Genomic DNA, 17,503 nt, shown 5'->3' with positions numbered 1-17,503 from the left:
TGTACAATTCACAATGCACAATGTAAAAGATATGAATGTGCATTGTGAACTGAAGTATGAAAATAAAGGAAGGTTTTTATATGAAAAATAGAATAAAAAGATTATGGTCAATTATTTTCATTATAATAATAAGCACTAGCCTTGTATCATGTGCTTCTCCAACATCTTCGACTGATTATAATATAGAAGAAAGAATAGCAGAAACAGCTAAGTATATGCAGGAAATTATACCTAATCCAACAATATCCTCAATAGGAGGAGATTGGACTGTAATGTCTCTAGCAAGGGCGGATATAGAAATTGATGAAAGCTATTTCGAAAATTATTATGATAATGTTGTAAAGACTCTAGAAGAAAATCAAGGTATACTTCATGAAAGGAAATATACAGAATATTCTAGAGTTATCCTTGCTTTAACTGCCATTGGAAAAGATCCGGTAGATGTTGCAGGATATAATCTGCTTGAAAAGTTAGCAGATTATGAAAAGGTGATATTTCAAGGAATAAATGGTCCAACCTTTGCCCTATTAGCTTTAGATTCTAAAGACTATGAGATTCCTTTAACTCCAGAGGTGAAGATTCAAGCAACAAGAGAAATGTATATAGATAATATTTTAGAAAGACAATTAAAAGATGGGGGATTTTCCATAACAGGGGATGATAATGCAGATCCTGATATGACAGGAATGGTATTGCAGGCTTTAGCCAAATATGAGGATATCCCTAGAGTGAAAGAATCCATAGATAGAGCAGTTGAATGTTTGTCTCAGATTCAGTTAAAGGACGGAGGGTACGAGAGCTGGGGAGCTACTAATTCCGAATCTGTAGTACAGGTAATTATGGCATTGACAGAGTTGGGCATTGACCCAAATGACAGCAGATTTATAAAAAATGGCAAAACCTTAATAGATAGCTTGATGACTTTCTATGTAGATGGTGGAGGTTTCATGCATATAAGAGAAGGAGAAAAGGAAAATGGGGGGGCTCAAGCAGGAGCAGTAGATCCTATGGCAACGGATCAGGGGATGTATGGAATAGTAGCATATGAAAGGTATATGAACAAGAGGAATAGCTTTTATAACATGACTGATGTCAATTAGCTATAAGTTAAGATATAGATTAGGGTGATAAAAAGATGAAAAATAGAAAGTTTAAAATAGGAATATTTTTAATTTTTGTATTGACTATTACTTTCTTTTACGGTGGAAATAAGGAAATTCATCCCCTTGATTATACTGAAAGCATAAATCAAGATAGAGTAAATGAAGAGCAAAAATCTGAGAAAGAAAAAGTAATAGGAGAAGACAATAATAAAGATAATAAGGATAAATATTTAACAGACCCAGTTCCAGAAGGAAAGCCGAAACCCGTTGAATGGCAAGATATAACCATAAATAAAGAAAAGCAGCTAACTACAACTTTGTCCGTCACATGTAAGACCATATTAAATAATATGGGGCTGTTTAATGAGGATAAGATGGAGGTATTACCAGAGGATGGAATTATTTATCCGCCTCAGGAAGTGAACTTCTATGAAGGAGAATCTGTATTTGATGTTCTTCTCAGAGAGATGAAAGAAAACAAGATTCATATGGAGTTTGTAATGACTCCAATATATAACAGCCATTATATAGAGGGAATAAATAATATATATGAGTTTGACTGTGGAGAATTAAGCGGATGGATGTATAAGGTCAATGATTGGTTTCCCAATTATGGAGCCAGCAGATATCTATTAAAGGACGGAGATGTAATAGAATGGATTTATACTTGTGATTTAGGCAGGGATATAGGCGGCAGCTTCGCTGTTACAGGGGGAGAAGAATAATGTATGATAGTTTTTCTAGTTTTCATCCTATAGTAAATTTTTTATATTTTTTAGTTGTATTAATATTTAGTATGTTCTTTATGCATCCCATATTTCAAATCATAGCCTTAATATCAGCTATTACCTATTCAATGATGATAAAGGGATTAAGAAAAGGTATAAAAATTAATATTGTATATATGCTCCCTATGCTGTTGTTTATGGCATTTCTAAATCCTTTGTTCAATCATGAAGGAGTCACCATATTATTTTATCTAAAGGATGGAAATCCTATTACATTTGAATCCATACTCTACGGCATAGCTTCAGCAACCATGTTTATTACAGTTATTATATGGTTTTCCTGTTATAATGCAGTTATGACATCAGATAAGTTCATCTATCTCTTTGGTAGGATTATACCTTCATTATCTTTAATTTTTTCAATGGTTCTCCGATTCGTCCCAAGATATTTAGAACAAATAAAGATAATTTCCAATGCTCAGAAATCCATTGGAAGAGATTTGTCTCAGGGAGGGATTATTAAAAGGGCTAAAAATGGAATAAAGATATTATCCATAATGACCACATGGGCATTGGAGAACTCCATTGAAACAGCAGATTCTATGAGAGCAAGGGGCTACGGATTATCTGGTAGGACTAGTTTTTCTATATTTTCTTTTGATAATAAGGATAAGATAGGAGTTTCGGCTATAATATTGTTGGTATCGATTATCCTGATAGGTGCTTTTAAAGGTGAAAATACAATTAAATTCTTCCCATCTATTAAATTTAGCGAAATAACAGAATTCAGCATATTCATATATATAGTATATTTAATATTATGTATGCTGCCAGTGATTATAAATATTCAGGAGGCAATTCGATGGAAATCTATAAAATCGAAAATTTAAGTTTTACATACCCTTTAATGGAGAAGAAGGCATTAGATAATATAAATCTTACAATCAATACAGGAGAATTTTTAACTATATGTGGGAAATCAGGCTCAGGGAAGAGTACCTTTATTAGACAATTAAAAAGCATACTTGCGCCTCATGGAAAAAAGGAAGGTGAAATATATTTTTTTGGACAAGTTTTATCAATGGTAGAAAATCGAATTCAGGCTTCTCAAATTGGATATGTACTTCAAAGTCCAGATAATCAAATAGTAACAGATAAAGTTTGGCATGAATTGGCATTTGGTCTTGAAAGTCTAGGCTATGATAATAGGACTATCCGAATTAGAGTAGCAGAGATGGCTAGTTTTTTTGGTATCCATACATGGTTTCATAAAAAAGTAACTGAGCTTTCAGGAGGACAAAAACAGATTTTAAATTTAGCAGGCATAATGACAATGCAGCCTTCTGTATTGATATTAGACGAACCTACCTCCCAGTTAGATCCTATTGGAGCCTCTGAATTCATCGGAATAATAAAAAAGATTAACCAAGAATTGGGGACAACCATAATAATAACAGAACATAGGCTAGAAGAAATAATTCCAATATCTGATAAGGTTATAGTTATGGATGAAGGACGTATTATCAGTGAAGGTATGCCAGAAGAAGTAGGTAAGGATTTACATAGAAATAATAATTCAATGTTTTACAGTATGACATCAGCTATGCAGATATACACGGGAGTGAAAAATCAATTGCCCTATCCTATTACTGTGAATGAGGGAAGAAGGTGGATTGATTCTTTTATGAAAGGAAAAAAAGATATAAGAGTTCAACCTTCAATAGAAGGGCAGAGGGAGAAAAAGAATACAGTAATAAGTCTCAAAGAGGTGTGGTTTAAGTATGATAAAGGTATGCCAGATACTATTAAGGGTATGTCTATAGAAGTAAAAGAGGGGGAAATCTATTGTATTTTAGGAGGAAATGGTACTGGTAAGACTACTACATTATCAATTATCTGTGGAATATTAACTCCATATCGAGGTAAGGTATTTATATGGGATAAGAATCTAGCAAAGATGAGTACCAAAGAAAAATTTATCAACAATTTAGGAGTATTACCTCAAAATCCCCAAAGCCTATTTGTGAAAAAGACAGTTGAACTGGACTTATATGAGATATTGTCAGACTTAAAACTTTCTAAGGAGGAAAAGTCTCATAAGATTAAAGAAATAGCAAAACTTACTGAAATTGAGAATTTACTGAATCAGCATCCTTATGATTTAAGCGGAGGAGAACAGCAGAGGGCTGCCCTTGCCAAAATACTATTATTAGAACCTAGAATACTACTGTTGGATGAACCTACTAAAGGCCTAGATAATTTTTTCAAAGATAAATTGGCAAGAATCTTAAAGGCTCTAAGTAATAAAGGAGTTACAACTGTAATGGTATCTCATGATATAGAGTTTTGTGCAAAGTATGGTGATACCTGTGCTATGGTCTTTGATGGAAATATAGTTAGCTCTAAGCCTACAAAGGAATTTTTCGCCGGAAACAGTTTCTATACCACATCTGCCAATCGTATTGTAAGACATATTTGTCCAGAGGCAGTAACTATAGAGGATGTGATTAAATTATGTCAAAAAAGTATCTAGAAAGTGATTCTTTAAATCCTAGAACCTTGGTCTCAGCAATAATTATTTTATTGCTGATTCCGATCACCATTTTTTTTGGAATGTACTTTTTAAATGACAGAAAATATTACTTTATCAGTGTTTTAATTATCATTTACACCATGATTCCATTCATAATGATATTTGAAAGTCAAGAGCCTCGGGCTAGAGAATTAGTTCTTATTGCAGTATTAACAGCTATAGCTGTAGCAGGAAGAGGTGCCTTTTATATGATCCCTCAATTTAAGCCTGTCGTGGCTATTGTAATTATTACTGGAGTATCACTTGGAGCAGAATCGGGTTTTCTTGTAGGTGCAATGACTGGATTTGTGTCTAATTTTTTCTTTGGGCAGGGTCCGTGGACACCATGGCAGATGTTTTGCTTTGGAATAATAGGATTTCTAGCAGGTATATTGTTTCAAAAGAGAATTATCAAGAAAACAAGATTTTCTTTATGTATTTATGGTGGATTATCTACACTTTTCATATACGGTGGAATTATAGATATTGGAAGTCTTTTAATATTTACTTCTAATTTTTCATGGAAAGCCTTATTAGCAACTTATATTTCAGGGTTTTGGTTCAATATTGTTCATTCTATTTCTACAGTTTTTTTCTTATTCTTTATTTCTCAGCCAATGATTGAAAAGCTAGATAGAGTCAAAATTAAATATGGTCTTATTGAGATAGAGTAGTATTGGAGATAAATTTTTATTAGTTTAGGACCGTGTATATTTGATAATAATAGGGAATATACACATTATTATTTCATATGTACGAGTTCATATGCTATTGATTTTATGCTCCCACTATGTTAAAATAGTAATGTTTTAGGGGATATGTTACTATCTACTATATTTGTAGGAGGTGTAAATATGACAACATTCTTTTCAGTATTAGTTCTTGCGTCAAGCTTATCTTTAATAGTTTCTGTAGTATTACAAGAGGGTAGTGAACAAGGGATGGGTACTTTAGCAGGTGGTTCAGCGGATTCATTATGGGGTAAGTCAAGAGGAACAAGCCGTGAAGACATGCTTAAGAGAATAACAGTAGTGTCAGCTGTTATTTTTATAATATCTACTTTAGTTTTAGCAGCTAAATAACAAAGGAGGAATAGGAGATGAATTTGGCATTAATTGCTGCGCCAGTAGTGGGTATATTGGCGTTATTATTTGCTTTGTATAAGGCAAACAGTATCAATAAAGTTAGCCCTGGAAATGATAGGATGAAAGAAATATCAACCTATATTCAAGAAGGTTCCATGGCTTTCTTAAGTAGGCAATACAGATCTTTAGCAATTTTCGTAGTAGTACTTTTTGTTATTTTAACAATTGTGCCTGGTCTTGGTTTTAAAACAGCTATTTGTTTCTTACTTGGAGCATTATTTTCAATATGTGCAGGTTACTTTGGTATGAAGGTAGCTACAAAAGCAAACGTAAGAACTGCAAATGCTGCAATGGAATCAGGTATGACTAAGGCGTTGAATGTAGCATTCTCAGGTGGAGCGGTAATGGGAATGTGCGTTGTAGGGTTAGGAATTTTAGGAGTAGGAGTACTTTACATAATATTTGGTGATGCAAATATTATAACAGGTTTTGGATTAGGGGCTTCATCCATAGCATTATTTGCTAGAGTAGGTGGAGGTATCTATACTAAGGCAGCAGACGTTGGTGCAGACCTAGTAGGTAAAGTAGAGGCAGGAATTCCAGAAGATGATCCAAGAAATCCAGCAGTTATTGCAGATAATGTTGGAGATAACGTTGGAGACGTAGCAGGAATGGGTGCGGACTTATTTGAATCATATGTAGGAGCAATTATATCAGCTATTACCTTAGGACTTGTAGCATATGGAGAAAAGGGAGTTTATTTTGCACTTGCACTTTCAGCAGTAGGAATTATCGCTTCAATCATCGGTGTTTATTTTGTTAGAGGAGATAAAGATCCTCAAAAGGCATTAAATAATGGCACATTAGTTAGTTCATTGATTACAGTAGTTGCAGGTTTTTTCTTGAGCAATTATATATTAGCATCATATAAGCCATTTATAGCAATATTATCTGGACTTGCAGTAGGACTTATCATAGCTAGAATAACTGAATATTATACATCTGGAGATCATAAACCAGTACAAAGAATAGCAACTGAATCAGAAACGGGAGCATCAACTAATATTATTGGTGGACTTTCAGTAGGTATGATGTCAACGGCTGGACCTATTGTTATAATAGCTATTGGTATTTTAGTAGCTTATTATATTTCTGGCGGATCAAGTGATGCTGCTCAAGGGCTATACGGAATTGCTTTAGCAGCAGTAGGTATGCTATCAACAGCAGGTATGACTATAGCAGTAGATGCTTATGGTCCAATAGCTGATAATGCTGGTGGTATTGCAGAAATGTGTGAATTACCAGATAACGTTAGAAATATAACAGATAAATTAGACTCAGTAGGTAATACTACAGCAGCTATAGGAAAAGGATTTGCAATAGGCTCAGCAGCACTTACAGCTCTTGCATTATTTGCTTCCTATACTCAAGCAGTAGGACTTTCTAGTATAGACATGACAAAACCAACTGTTATAGCAGGTGCATTTATAGGTGGTATGCTACCATTCCTATTCTCAGCAATGACTATGGATGCAGTAGGTAAAGCAGCTTTCTCTATGATTGAAGAAGTAAGAAGACAATTTAGAGAAATTCCAGGTATCATGGAAGGAAAAACAACTCCTGAATATGCTACTTGTGTAGATATCAGTACAAAAGCAGCACTTAGAGAAATGATAATCCCTGGACTATTAGCAGTAGTTGTACCTGTAGCTGTAGGTTTATTATTAGGAGCTGAAGCTTTAGGTGGGCTATTAGCTGGTTCATTGATTACAGGAGTATTAATGGCTATATTCATGTCAAATGCTGGTGGAGCATGGGATAATGCTAAGAAGTATATTGAGGAAGGAAATCATGGTGGCAAAGGTAGCGAAGCTCATAAAGCAGCAGTTACTGGAGATACTGTAGGAGACCCATTCAAAGATACTTCAGGACCATCATTAAATATCTTAATAAAACTAATGACAATAGTAGCATTAGTATTTGCACAAATATTTGGAAATGGAATTTTATTCTAATTAAAAAGGATTCTATCGAAGAATTATACGGATTATAAAAAGTCCCTCTTTTAGAGGGATTTTTTTATGCTGGAAAAATATATAATGAATAAAAATGTTTTAGTAGAAGAGCTTGTTTTACTGTAAATATATGTGTTTATATGATATAATCATATAGTTAAGGGCATAATAATATATAAAAGAGTTGAGGTATATTAGTATGAATATTGAAGGTATAAATCTAAATTATATAGTAGAAGGTGAAGGGAAAGATGTACTCGTACTTCATGGCTGGGGTGCAAATATCAATACGGTACTTCCAATAGTTAATATACTAAAGGAAAAATTCAAAGTACATGCACTGGATTTACCGGGTTTTGGTAAGTCTCAAGAACCAAAAGAACCTATTGATTCTTTTAAGTATGCAGATATAGTAAAAGCATATATGGATAGTATGGAAATTAAAAATGTGATTCTAATAGGTCATTCCTTTGGGGGAAAACTATCAATTATTTTAGGAAGCAAATATCCAGAGATGGTAGATAAGATTGTACTTGTAAATAGTGCAGGGTTAATACCAAGGAGAGGGTTTAAATACTATATAAAGGTTTATAGCTTTAAAACTTTAAAATTCTTATATAAAAGTCTTTTCTTTTGGATAAAAAATGAAGAAAAGATGGAGAAGTTTTATAAGAAATTTGGGTCAACAGATTATAAAGATTCATCAGGTATCATGAGGAAAATATTAGTTATAGTAGTCAATGAAAATTTATTACCTTTACTAAACAAAATAAAAGCACCTACGCTATTGATATGGGGAGATAAAGACACAGCTACGCCTTTATATATGGGAAAAATAATGGAAAAAGAAATAAAAGACTCAGGTTTAGTAGTACTAGAAAATACAGGACATTATTCATATCTAGATGATTATCAAAGATTTACATTAATACTAAGAAATTTTTTGCAATATGAAAATATAGTGAATAGTTAAAAGTGAATAGTGAAGAGGTAAATGCAGTGACTAGTTAATGGTGAATAGCTAATAGATGAAAAGATTAAAAAAACTAAGTTCTAAAATTGTTTACCATTAGTTATAAGTTAAGTTAAACTATTCACTTTTAATTATTAGTTATTCACTAATTTTGTGGGGGGATTATTTTGTTAATTATAGTAATTATAATAGATATTATGGCTTTAGTTTTTATAGCAAATAGATCAAAATATTTTTTACATATGCTCCAACTTGAGGGATATAACTCAGAGCAATTTCAGAAGTGGATAAATAGCAATAAGAAAAAAGTTTTTTCTCTAAAAAATGATAATAACGAAATTAAAAAACCATTAGTATTTACTAATAGAGCAAAGAGATTATATCTAACTAATATGATATTTAATATAATATTAGTAGCATTATTTGTCTTGAAGACTCGTAATTTTCTTGAAGCTCCGCCTGCCTATGCATTCTTTGCATTAGTAATATTAATTGTCTTATTAGGGATACTCTATTATCTTCAAGCATTTCTTATGTTAATATCAAATAATTCACTAAAACCCATAGAAAAAAGAATTAATATGGGTTTTTATGAACAGGCTCAGGAAAAGATAAAAAGTAGAGCAGATTTAATCGTAGTAGGTATTACGGGAAGTTTTGGAAAGACTAGTACAAAGTTTATAGTTGGAAATATATTGGAAGAAAAATTTAAAGTACTTAATACTCCTGAATCTTATAATACTCCTATGGGACTATCAAAGGTAATAAATAATGATTTAACTCACGAACATAATGTGTTTATTGCAGAATTAGGAGCAAGAAATATTGGAGATATAAAGGAGGTAGCAGAATTAGTTCAACCTAAAATAGGAGTTATCACATCCATTGGGCCAACACATATAGAGACATTTAAAAATATAGATAATATAATGAAAACAAAATACGAATTAATTGAAGAATTGCCTACAGATGGAGTAGCCATATTTAATTACGATAATGAATATATAAAGAAATTAGCTGATAAAACATTTAAAGAAAAAATCCTTTATGGACTGGAAGATATAGAGAATCTGGATTTATATGCAGAGGATATAGAGGTATCCGAATTTGGATCTACTTTTACAATAAAAGACAAAGACGGTAATTCTATAAGATGTACTACTAAACTCCTAGGAAAGCATAATGTCTATAATATCTTAGCAGGTGTTGCAGTGGCTAGATTATTAGATTTATCCTTTGATGAAATAAAAAATGGAATAGAGAGTCTAGAACCAATACCACACAGATTAAATATAATAAATCCAGGTACGGGTGTTATCATAATAGATGATGCTTTTAATTCCAACCCAATAGGGTCTAAAGCAGCCTTAGAAGTATTATCACAGTTTAAAGAAGGGAGAAAGATAATAGTAACACCTGGCATGGTAGAATTAGGTGCAATGGAGATAGAAGCCAACAAAGAGTTTGGTACAAATATAGGGAAGGTCTGTGATTATGTAATACTTATTGGAGAAAAGAGGACTAAACCGATATATGATGGATTAATGGAAGTGAATTACAACAAGGATAACATATTTATAGTAAATACTTTAGATGAAGCGACATCTCATATTCAAAAATTGGCAAGACCAAAGGATATTGTTTTATTTGAAAATGATTTGCCAGATAATTATAGTGAGTAAAGTAAAGAATCGGAAGGGGGTTATCTCTTGTGAAAAAAATCGGGGTAATATTTGGAGGACTAAGTGTAGAGCATGAGGTATCTGTAATTACAGGAATGCAGGTAATAGAAAATATTGATAAGACAAAATATGAAGTGATACCGATTTATGTAAGCAAAGATGGAAAATGGCTGACAGGAAGTAGCTTAATGGATTTTAGAAACTACAAGGATGGAAATTTTAAGGATGCTAAAGAGATTATATTATCTCCTAACCATGGAGATAACAATATCTATTCACATCCTAAGACAGTAGGATTATTTGGAAAGAAGATTCTTGGAGAGATAGATATAGCGTTTCCAGCATTTCATGGAATGAATGGAGAAGATGGAACAGTGCAGGGAATATTTGAACTTATGGATATACCCTATGTAGGTTGTGGTGTATTAGGTTCATCAGTAGGTATGGATAAGATATTAATGAAAGATGTATATAAGGCTAATGAATTGCCTGTAGTAGATTATACCTGGTTCTATAGATCTAAATGGTTGAAAGATAAAGATTTAATTATAAAAGATATAGAAACAAAACTATCCTATCCATTATTTGTGAAACCAGCTAATTTAGGATCAAGTATAGGGATATCAAAGGCAAAAAATAGAGAAGACCTTGTTGATGCTATAGAGGTAGCTATTAGATATGATAGAAAGATAATAATAGAGCAAGCAGTGGAAAATTTAAGAGAAATAAATTGTGCAGTCTTAGGATTTGATGATGAAGTAATTACATCTTTATGTGAAGAACCAATTGGTTGGGAAGAGATTCTAAGTTTTGAAGATAAATATGTAAAAACTAATGAAAAAGGTGGAAAATCCAGTGGTGAAAGAAGAATAATACCAGCTGGAATTGAAGATAATATTAGACAAGAAATAGAACAATTAGCAAAGAAGGCGTTTATAACTATTGATGGTAGAGGAGTATCGAGAATAGACTTTTTATTAGATGCCAATAATAATATATATATCAATGAAATAAATACTCTGCCTGGTTCAATTGCATTTTATTTATGGGAAGGCAAAGGATATTCTTTCAAAAAATTAATAGATGAATTAATATCTATTGCAATAAAAGTTCATGAAGAAAAGAAAGAAAATATGTACTCTTACGAGGCAAATTTATTTAATAGGACACAATATGGTTCAAAAGTAAAAAAAGTGTAAGATATTTTTAATATCTTACATTATTTTTATATAATATGGGTAAATACTAATGATAAAGAAAGAATATATAAAAATATAAACCCCAGATAGGGAGGAATAAAGATGAGTATTAGAGAAATGATTATAGAGTTTATGGAAGAAAAGAAATATAAACCTATGTTAAAAGAAGAATTAGCCGTACAATTTGATATAGAACGTAGGGATTTAGAGAGTTTTTATAAGATATTAGAGGGATTAGAAAGAGAAGGTATAGTAATAAAGGCCAAGAATGATAAATATGGTTTAATTGATAATGATTACTTAGTTGCTGGTATTTTAGAAGGAAATGAAAGAGGATTTGGATTTGTTATTCCTAATGATAAAATTAGAGAAGATATATTTATTCCTGCTGAGAATATGAATGGAGCAATGCATGGAGATAGAGTAATAGCCAATATTACTAGAAGGCAAGAAACGGATAGACGAGAAGAAGGAGAAATAATCAGAATTCTAGAAAGAAATAATAAAATCATTGTAGGTACCTTTGAAGACAATAGGAATTTTGGCTTTGTGGTACCAGATGATCATAAGATTAGATACGATATATTTATCCCAAAGGCAAAGACTCGCAATGCAAAGACAAATCAAAAGGTGGTTGTGGAGATAACTACATGGCCAGAGCCTAGGAGAAATCCAGAGGGCAAAGTAATAGAAGTTCTTGGATATTTAGATGAAAAGGGAACAGATATTTTATCAATTATTAGACAATTCAATTTGCCAGAGGAATTTCCAAATAAGGTACAAGAAGCAGCCAAGAATATTGAACAAGAGGTAGATCCTAAAGAAGCGAAGCGTAGAGTTGATCTAAGACATTTAAATACTTTTACAATAGATGGAATCGATGCAAAGGATATAGATGATGCTGTATCTATTGAAATGAAGGATAATGGAAACTATTATCTTGGAGTTCATATTGCAGATGTTGCTCACTATGTAAGAGAGAAATCAACTTTAGATAAAGAGGCATTGCAAAGAGGGAACTCAGTGTATCTAATAGATAGGGTAATACCTATGTTACCAAAGGAACTATCTAATGGAATATGTTCATTAAACCCTAATGTAGATAGACTTTCATTATCTGTATTTATGGAAATAGATAAAAAAGGTAAAGTAGTAGACCATGAAATAGTTGAAGGATTAATAAATAGTAAACAAAGATTAGTATATGATGATGTTTCTGATTTCTTAGAAAATGATGATGAAGTGGCTAAGGAAAAATTGTCTAAGGTTGCAGAGGATTTAAAGCTAATGGAAGAATTATGTCATATATTATATGAAAAGAGAGAAAGAAGAGGAAGTATAGACTTTGATTTTCCTGAAGCAAAGATTATCTTAGATGAAAAAGGAGTACCTATAGAAATAAGAAAAGAAGAGAGAAGAATAGCAAATAGATTAATAGAGGAATTTATGTTAGTTTGCAATGAAACAGTGGCAGAACGATTTTTCTGGTCACAAACTCCATTTTTATATAGAATACACGAAGAACCTTCAGCCGAAAAAATAGCTACTTTTAGTAAGCTAATACACAATTTTGGATATACATTAAAAGGGCAGCAAGAAGTCCATCCAAAAGAGTTACAGCTATTGACTAAGGAAATAAGAGGCAAGAAAGAAGAAACGCTAATTAGTACATTAATGTTGAGGTCATTGAAAAAGGCTATATACAGTAATGAGCCAGGTATACACTTTGGTCTTGCTGCGCAGTATTATTCTCATTTTACAGCACCTATTAGAAGATACCCAGATTTAGTAATACACAGAATAATAAAAGCATATTTAAATGGGAAACTAAGTGACCAAGTTCAAGGAAAACTAGAAGCAAACCTACCTGAGATAGCAGAACATACTTCTATGACTGAGAGGAGAGCAGAAGAAGCGGAAAGAGAAGTTGAAGATATGAAAAAAGCTCAATATATGACTAAACATATAGGAGAAGAATTTGAAGGTATAGTATCTTCACTAACTAATTTTGGTATGTTTGTGCAGCTGGAAAATACCATAGAAGGATTAGTTCATTTTAATAATATGCTAGATGATTATTATCATTTTGATGAAGAAAAATACTATATAATAGGAGAAAGAACAAATAAAATATATAGATTAGGAGATATGGCTAAGATAAGAGTAATAGATGCTGATGTAATGAGGAGAAACATTGATTTTGAATTGCTATAGGAGATTGACATCACCATATATATTTGTTAAACTTAATCATAAGAAATTATAATGTGGTGATAGAATGAAAAAAATAGGAACTAAGGTAGTTGCAACTAATAGAAAAGCAAGATTTGAATATTTCATAGAGGATACTATGGAAGCTGGACTAGTATTAACTGGAACAGAAGTAAAGTCCATTAGACAAGGGAAGTTAAATATTAAAGATAGCTATGCTTCCATAGAAAAGGGAGAATTATTTATAAATAATCTCCATATTAGCCCATATGAGCAAGGGAATATATATAATGTAGATCCTCTTAGAAAGAGAAAATTATTATTGCATAAAAGGGAAATCAGGAAGTTAATGGCTGCCATAACGCAAAAAGGCTATACCTTGGTTCCTTTGTCTGTATATATAAAGGATGGGCTAGTTAAAGTAGAACTAGCGACTGCAAAAGGAAAGAAGCTATATGATAAGAGAGATGATATAGCGAAGAAGGATGCAGAAAGAAGAATGCAACAACATTCATCTGAGAAATACAAGTAGACAATTCACAATTAAAAGGACTAGAAGATTATAAGTTTTGTGGTATTAATTGTGCATTGATAATTGTGAACTGTGCATTGATTAACGGTTGACATAATTCAATAAATTTGCTATAATTAATTGCTAATTAAATATGGGGGCGAATTTGGTTTCGACGGGGATGTGGAATCAGGAGTAGCGAGTCGTTGTCGCCAAGCAACGTTAAAAGTGGCAAACTAAATTAAACGCAAACGATAATTACGCATTTGCAGCTTAATTAAGCTGCTCGTCCTACTCGAGTAACCCACGGCTTGAGATAGGGCGTCAATCTAGTGGGGCACCGCACTTAGCAAAGCTTTGAGCTAAGGACGGAACTTATGAAGCTACTGAAACTTGAATCCTGTCAGTAGGGGTCAAGTAGAGGGAATGTCAAATTACTGACTGCACTCGGAGAAGCTCTTGTGGAAATGTTTTCGGACGTGGGTTCGACACCCACCGCCTCCACCATACATATTATAGAAAAAATAATAGGAGTGATCATATGAATAAAGAAGATCAGATATTTGACCTATTAGAGAGACTATATATAGAGTTACAAGATACAAAGAAAGAATTAAAAGAAGAAATTTCTAACGTAAGAACTGAACTTAAAGAAGAGATTTCTAACGTAAGAACTGAACTTAAAGAAGAGATTTCCAATGTAAGAACTGGGCTAAAAGAAGAAATTTCTAATGTAAGGACTGAATTAAAAGAGGATATAGGAGTTCTTAATGATAATCAAATGATTATATTTGATAAGCTAGAGAAAATGGGATCGGATATAGAGGGTATAAAAGAAGATATGTCAGATGTCCAGATGATTACTGCCAATAATTATAAAGATATAGTTAGACTTAAATCAGTCAGATAAAATAAAACTCTAATGAATAAAATCATTAGAGTTTTTATAATGAAATAGTTTTAGCACTATATTCACGATAACTAAATTGTAAGAAGCCTACTAAAAATCTTTAATTGACTTTTCGTAGTACATAATATAAAATCTTCATTAATTAATAAAATTGGAAATTCTAGGAAGAGAAAAGTAGCCATTTAAATTTCTAACAGCGAGCGAGAACAGAGTGAGAGTCTTGTAAGAAAGCTGATGGTGAAGAGGGCCTCGGAGAATATGTCTGAGCAATTGCGAGGATAATACGTTAACTGCGTTAAAGTATTTAAGTGGACTTATGTCAATTTGAGTGGTACCGCGGATTTAAACCCGTCTCAGTTTATGAGGCGGGTTTTTTATCATTATGTATATTTTGATGTTTTAGTAATAGTATAATTTACTGAAAGATCCAATATAGTTGAATTTAAGGAGGGAATCCATGGAAAAATTAATTAAAATATTAAGTAGGATAGTTGAGGATGCTTTTGGGCAATGTGGATATGAAAGAAATTTTGGTAATGTTACTATATCCAATCGTCCTGATTTATGTCAATTTCAATGTAATGGAGCTCTACCTGCATCTAAGAAGTATAAGAAGTCACCTATACAAATTGCTAATGAGATATTAGAAATATTGAAGAATACTAATGTTTTTAAAGATGTTTCTTCTGCTGGACCTGGTTTTATAAACATAAATATAAAGGATAACTTCTTGGTTGATTACCTAAATGATATGAGTAAAGATAAGAAATATGGTTGTTCTGAGCCAGCAAAACCTATGACAATTATAGTAGATTATGGTGGAGCAAATGTTGCGAAGCCTCTTCATGTTGGTCATCTTAGAGCTGCAATTATTGGTGAAGCAATAAAGAGAATTTCTAGATTTCTAGGGCATAATGTCATAGGTGATGTTCATTTAGGTGATTGGGGCTTGCAAATAGGAATGGTAATATCTGAGCTTAGAAGACGTATGCCTAGGCTGCCTTATTTTGCTGAGGATTATAAAGGGGAACATCCTGAAGAAGCCCCTTTTACAATAGATGAACTTGAAGAAATATATCCAGCGGCAAGCTCCCTAGCAAAAAGCAATATTGAAGCGATGGAAGAAGCTAGAAAAGCTACCTTCGAGTTACAAAGCGGGAGAAAAGGATATATAGCACTTTGGAAGCACATTTTAAATGTTTCTGTAGAGGATTTGAAGAAAAATTATAGCGCTTTAAATGTAGAGTTTGACCTTTGGATGGGTGAAAGCGATAGTCAGAAGTATATTGATGAAATGATAAATTATCTAAAGGAAAACAACTATACCTATGAAAGCAAAGTAGCATTGGTTATAGATGTTGCCAAGGAAATTGATACTTATACGATTCCCCCAATAATAATATTAAAATCAGATGGTGCTATATTATATAGTACTACGGACCTTGCTACTATTTGGCAAAGAGTAAAGGATTATAATCCAGATCAGATAATATATGTTGTTGATAAAAGACAGGGGTTACATTTTGAGCAGGTTTTTAGATGTGCTAAAAAAACAAGAATTGTAAATGAAAATCTATCTTTTGATTTTATTGGCTTTGGGACAATGAATGGTAAAGATGGGAAACCTTTCAAGACTAGAGAAGGTGGTGTTATGAGACTACAGGATTTGATTAGAATAATTCAAGATAATGTAGTGAATAAACTCGATGACAATAAAGGTTTTAGTGAATCTGAAATATATGATATAGTAAGAAAGGTCGGACTGTCTGCATTAAAATATGGTGATTTATCTAATCAGGTTACTAAAGACTATATATTTGATATGGAAAAATTCTCATCATTTGAAGGAAATACAGGACCATATATTTTATATACCACTGTAAGAATTAAATCTATTTTGAGAAAAGCTAGTGAGGAAAAAATGCATAATGTAGATGTAATATTTGAACCCTACAGTCAGAGTGAAAGAGATTTAATGCTAAAGCTTTCAAAATTTAATGAGGCGATAGAGTTTAGTTTCTTAGAAAAGGCACCAAACAAATTATGTGAATATATTTATGATTTATCTAATCTTTTCAATAAATTTTATCATGAAAATAAAATTATAAGTGAAGAAAATCTTGAGAAGAAAAACTCTTGGTTAAGTCTTATTACTTTAACAAAAAATGTTTTAGAAACTTCTCTTGATTTACTTGGAATAGAAGTGCCTGATAGAATGTAAATGAAAAAATCAGAATTGAATAAAACCTAAAGGATAATGAACAAGTTAAAAATATAGTAAAATATCAAGCAGGGAAGTCCAATTTGGCTTCCCTGTTAAAGTACTTAACTAGATTAATATCTATCCCTTTATTTTTTAGCAATTTTATAAAGTTAGATTTTGATAACCCATTTAAACGTATTTTTTATTAAGAATAGTATGAAACTTATAAAGAAATCTTATAAAAGCAAGCTAATATCAAGAGATTCTTGGTAACTTTATGGTTAATAAACTATTCATGGTAAAGATATGAT

The 17,503-nt window shown here is 32.1% G+C and carries 14 protein-coding genes, 1 other RNA gene and 1 other annotated feature; all 15 genes read left to right on the top strand.

The window, feature by feature from the left end; genetic code table 11:
• Positions 1–80 precede the first annotated feature (80 nt).
• A complete protein-coding gene (locus KQI38_RS10520; protein ID WP_216559193.1) occupies positions 81–1,100 on the top strand; it encodes a prenyltransferase/squalene oxidase repeat-containing protein in 1,020 nt (339 codons plus the stop codon).
• 35 nt (positions 1,101–1,135) lie between these two features.
• The gene (locus tag KQI38_RS10515; protein ID WP_216559189.1) at positions 1,136–1,828 is read left to right on the top strand and encodes a DUF4430 domain-containing protein; all 693 of its coding nucleotides are present in this window, start codon (positions 1,136–1,138) and stop codon (positions 1,826–1,828) included.
• The gene (locus KQI38_RS10510) at positions 1,828–2,721 is read left to right on the top strand and encodes an energy-coupling factor transporter transmembrane component T (protein WP_216559186.1); all 894 of its coding nucleotides are present in this window, start codon (positions 1,828–1,830) and stop codon (positions 2,719–2,721) included. Before KQI38_RS10515 ends, KQI38_RS10510 begins: the two co-directional genes overlap by 1 nt.
• Positions 2,694–4,364: an ABC transporter ATP-binding protein gene (locus KQI38_RS10505; protein WP_216559183.1), complete on the top strand. Its 1,671-nt coding sequence runs from the start codon at positions 2,694–2,696 to the stop codon at positions 4,362–4,364. The genes KQI38_RS10510 and KQI38_RS10505 overlap by 28 nt, the downstream gene beginning before the upstream one ends.
• Positions 4,346–5,077, top strand: a complete 732-nt coding sequence (locus tag KQI38_RS10500) for an ECF transporter S component (RefSeq protein WP_216559180.1) — start codon at positions 4,346–4,348, stop codon at positions 5,075–5,077. Before KQI38_RS10505 ends, KQI38_RS10500 begins: the two co-directional genes overlap by 19 nt.
• Positions 5,078–5,257: 180 nt before the next feature.
• Positions 5,258–5,485, top strand: a complete 228-nt coding sequence (secG, locus tag KQI38_RS10495; protein WP_094900494.1) for a preprotein translocase subunit SecG — start codon at positions 5,258–5,260, stop codon at positions 5,483–5,485.
• Positions 5,486–5,502: 17 nt separating this feature from the next.
• The gene (locus KQI38_RS10490; protein ID WP_094900495.1) at positions 5,503–7,503 is read left to right on the top strand and encodes a sodium-translocating pyrophosphatase; all 2,001 of its coding nucleotides are present in this window, start codon (positions 5,503–5,505) and stop codon (positions 7,501–7,503) included.
• A gap of 199 nt (positions 7,504–7,702) precedes the next feature.
• Positions 7,703–8,476 carry an alpha/beta fold hydrolase gene (locus tag KQI38_RS10485; RefSeq protein WP_216559177.1) on the top strand — a complete coding sequence of 258 codons (774 nt, stop codon included), beginning with the start codon at positions 7,703–7,705 and terminating at the stop codon, positions 8,474–8,476.
• A 197-nt stretch (positions 8,477–8,673) separates the two neighbouring features.
• Positions 8,674–10,158, top strand: a complete 1,485-nt coding sequence (locus tag KQI38_RS10480; RefSeq protein ID WP_216559372.1) for a UDP-N-acetylmuramoyl-tripeptide--D-alanyl-D-alanine ligase — start codon at positions 8,674–8,676, stop codon at positions 10,156–10,158.
• A 29-nt stretch (positions 10,159–10,187) separates the two neighbouring features.
• Positions 10,188–11,357, top strand: coding sequence for a D-alanine--D-alanine ligase family protein (locus tag KQI38_RS10475; RefSeq protein ID WP_216559174.1), 1,170 nt, complete (start codon positions 10,188–10,190; stop codon positions 11,355–11,357).
• Between the two features lie 102 nt (positions 11,358–11,459).
• Entirely contained in the window at positions 11,460–13,571 is a 2,112-nt protein-coding gene (rnr, locus tag KQI38_RS10470; protein ID WP_216559171.1) for a ribonuclease R, read from the top strand.
• A 64-nt stretch (positions 13,572–13,635) separates the two neighbouring features.
• On the top strand, positions 13,636–14,100 hold the full coding sequence (smpB, locus tag KQI38_RS10465; protein WP_216559168.1) for an SsrA-binding protein SmpB: 465 nt from the start codon (positions 13,636–13,638) through the stop codon (positions 14,098–14,100).
• Between the two features lie 135 nt (positions 14,101–14,235).
• Positions 14,236–14,586, top strand: a transfer-messenger RNA (tmRNA) gene (ssrA, locus tag KQI38_RS10460).
• 34 nt (positions 14,587–14,620) lie between these two features.
• Positions 14,621–14,989, top strand: coding sequence for a hypothetical protein (locus tag KQI38_RS10455; protein WP_216559165.1), 369 nt, complete (start codon positions 14,621–14,623; stop codon positions 14,987–14,989).
• A 153-nt stretch (positions 14,990–15,142) separates the two neighbouring features.
• Positions 15,143–15,348: a binding site (T-box leader), on the top strand.
• 98 nt (positions 15,349–15,446) lie between these two features.
• A complete protein-coding gene (gene argS, locus KQI38_RS10450) occupies positions 15,447–17,210 on the top strand; it encodes an arginine--tRNA ligase (protein WP_216559162.1) in 1,764 nt (587 codons plus the stop codon).
• The last annotated feature ends 293 nt before the right edge of the window (positions 17,211–17,503 follow it).

The sequence above is a fragment of the Tissierella carlieri genome (assembly GCF_018917285.1).
Classification (GTDB): Bacteria; Bacillota; Clostridia; order Tissierellales; family Tissierellaceae; genus Tissierella; species Tissierella carlieri.
Note: the sequence above shows the minus strand (reverse complement) of the source record. Positions and strands in the feature narration are given on the sequence as shown.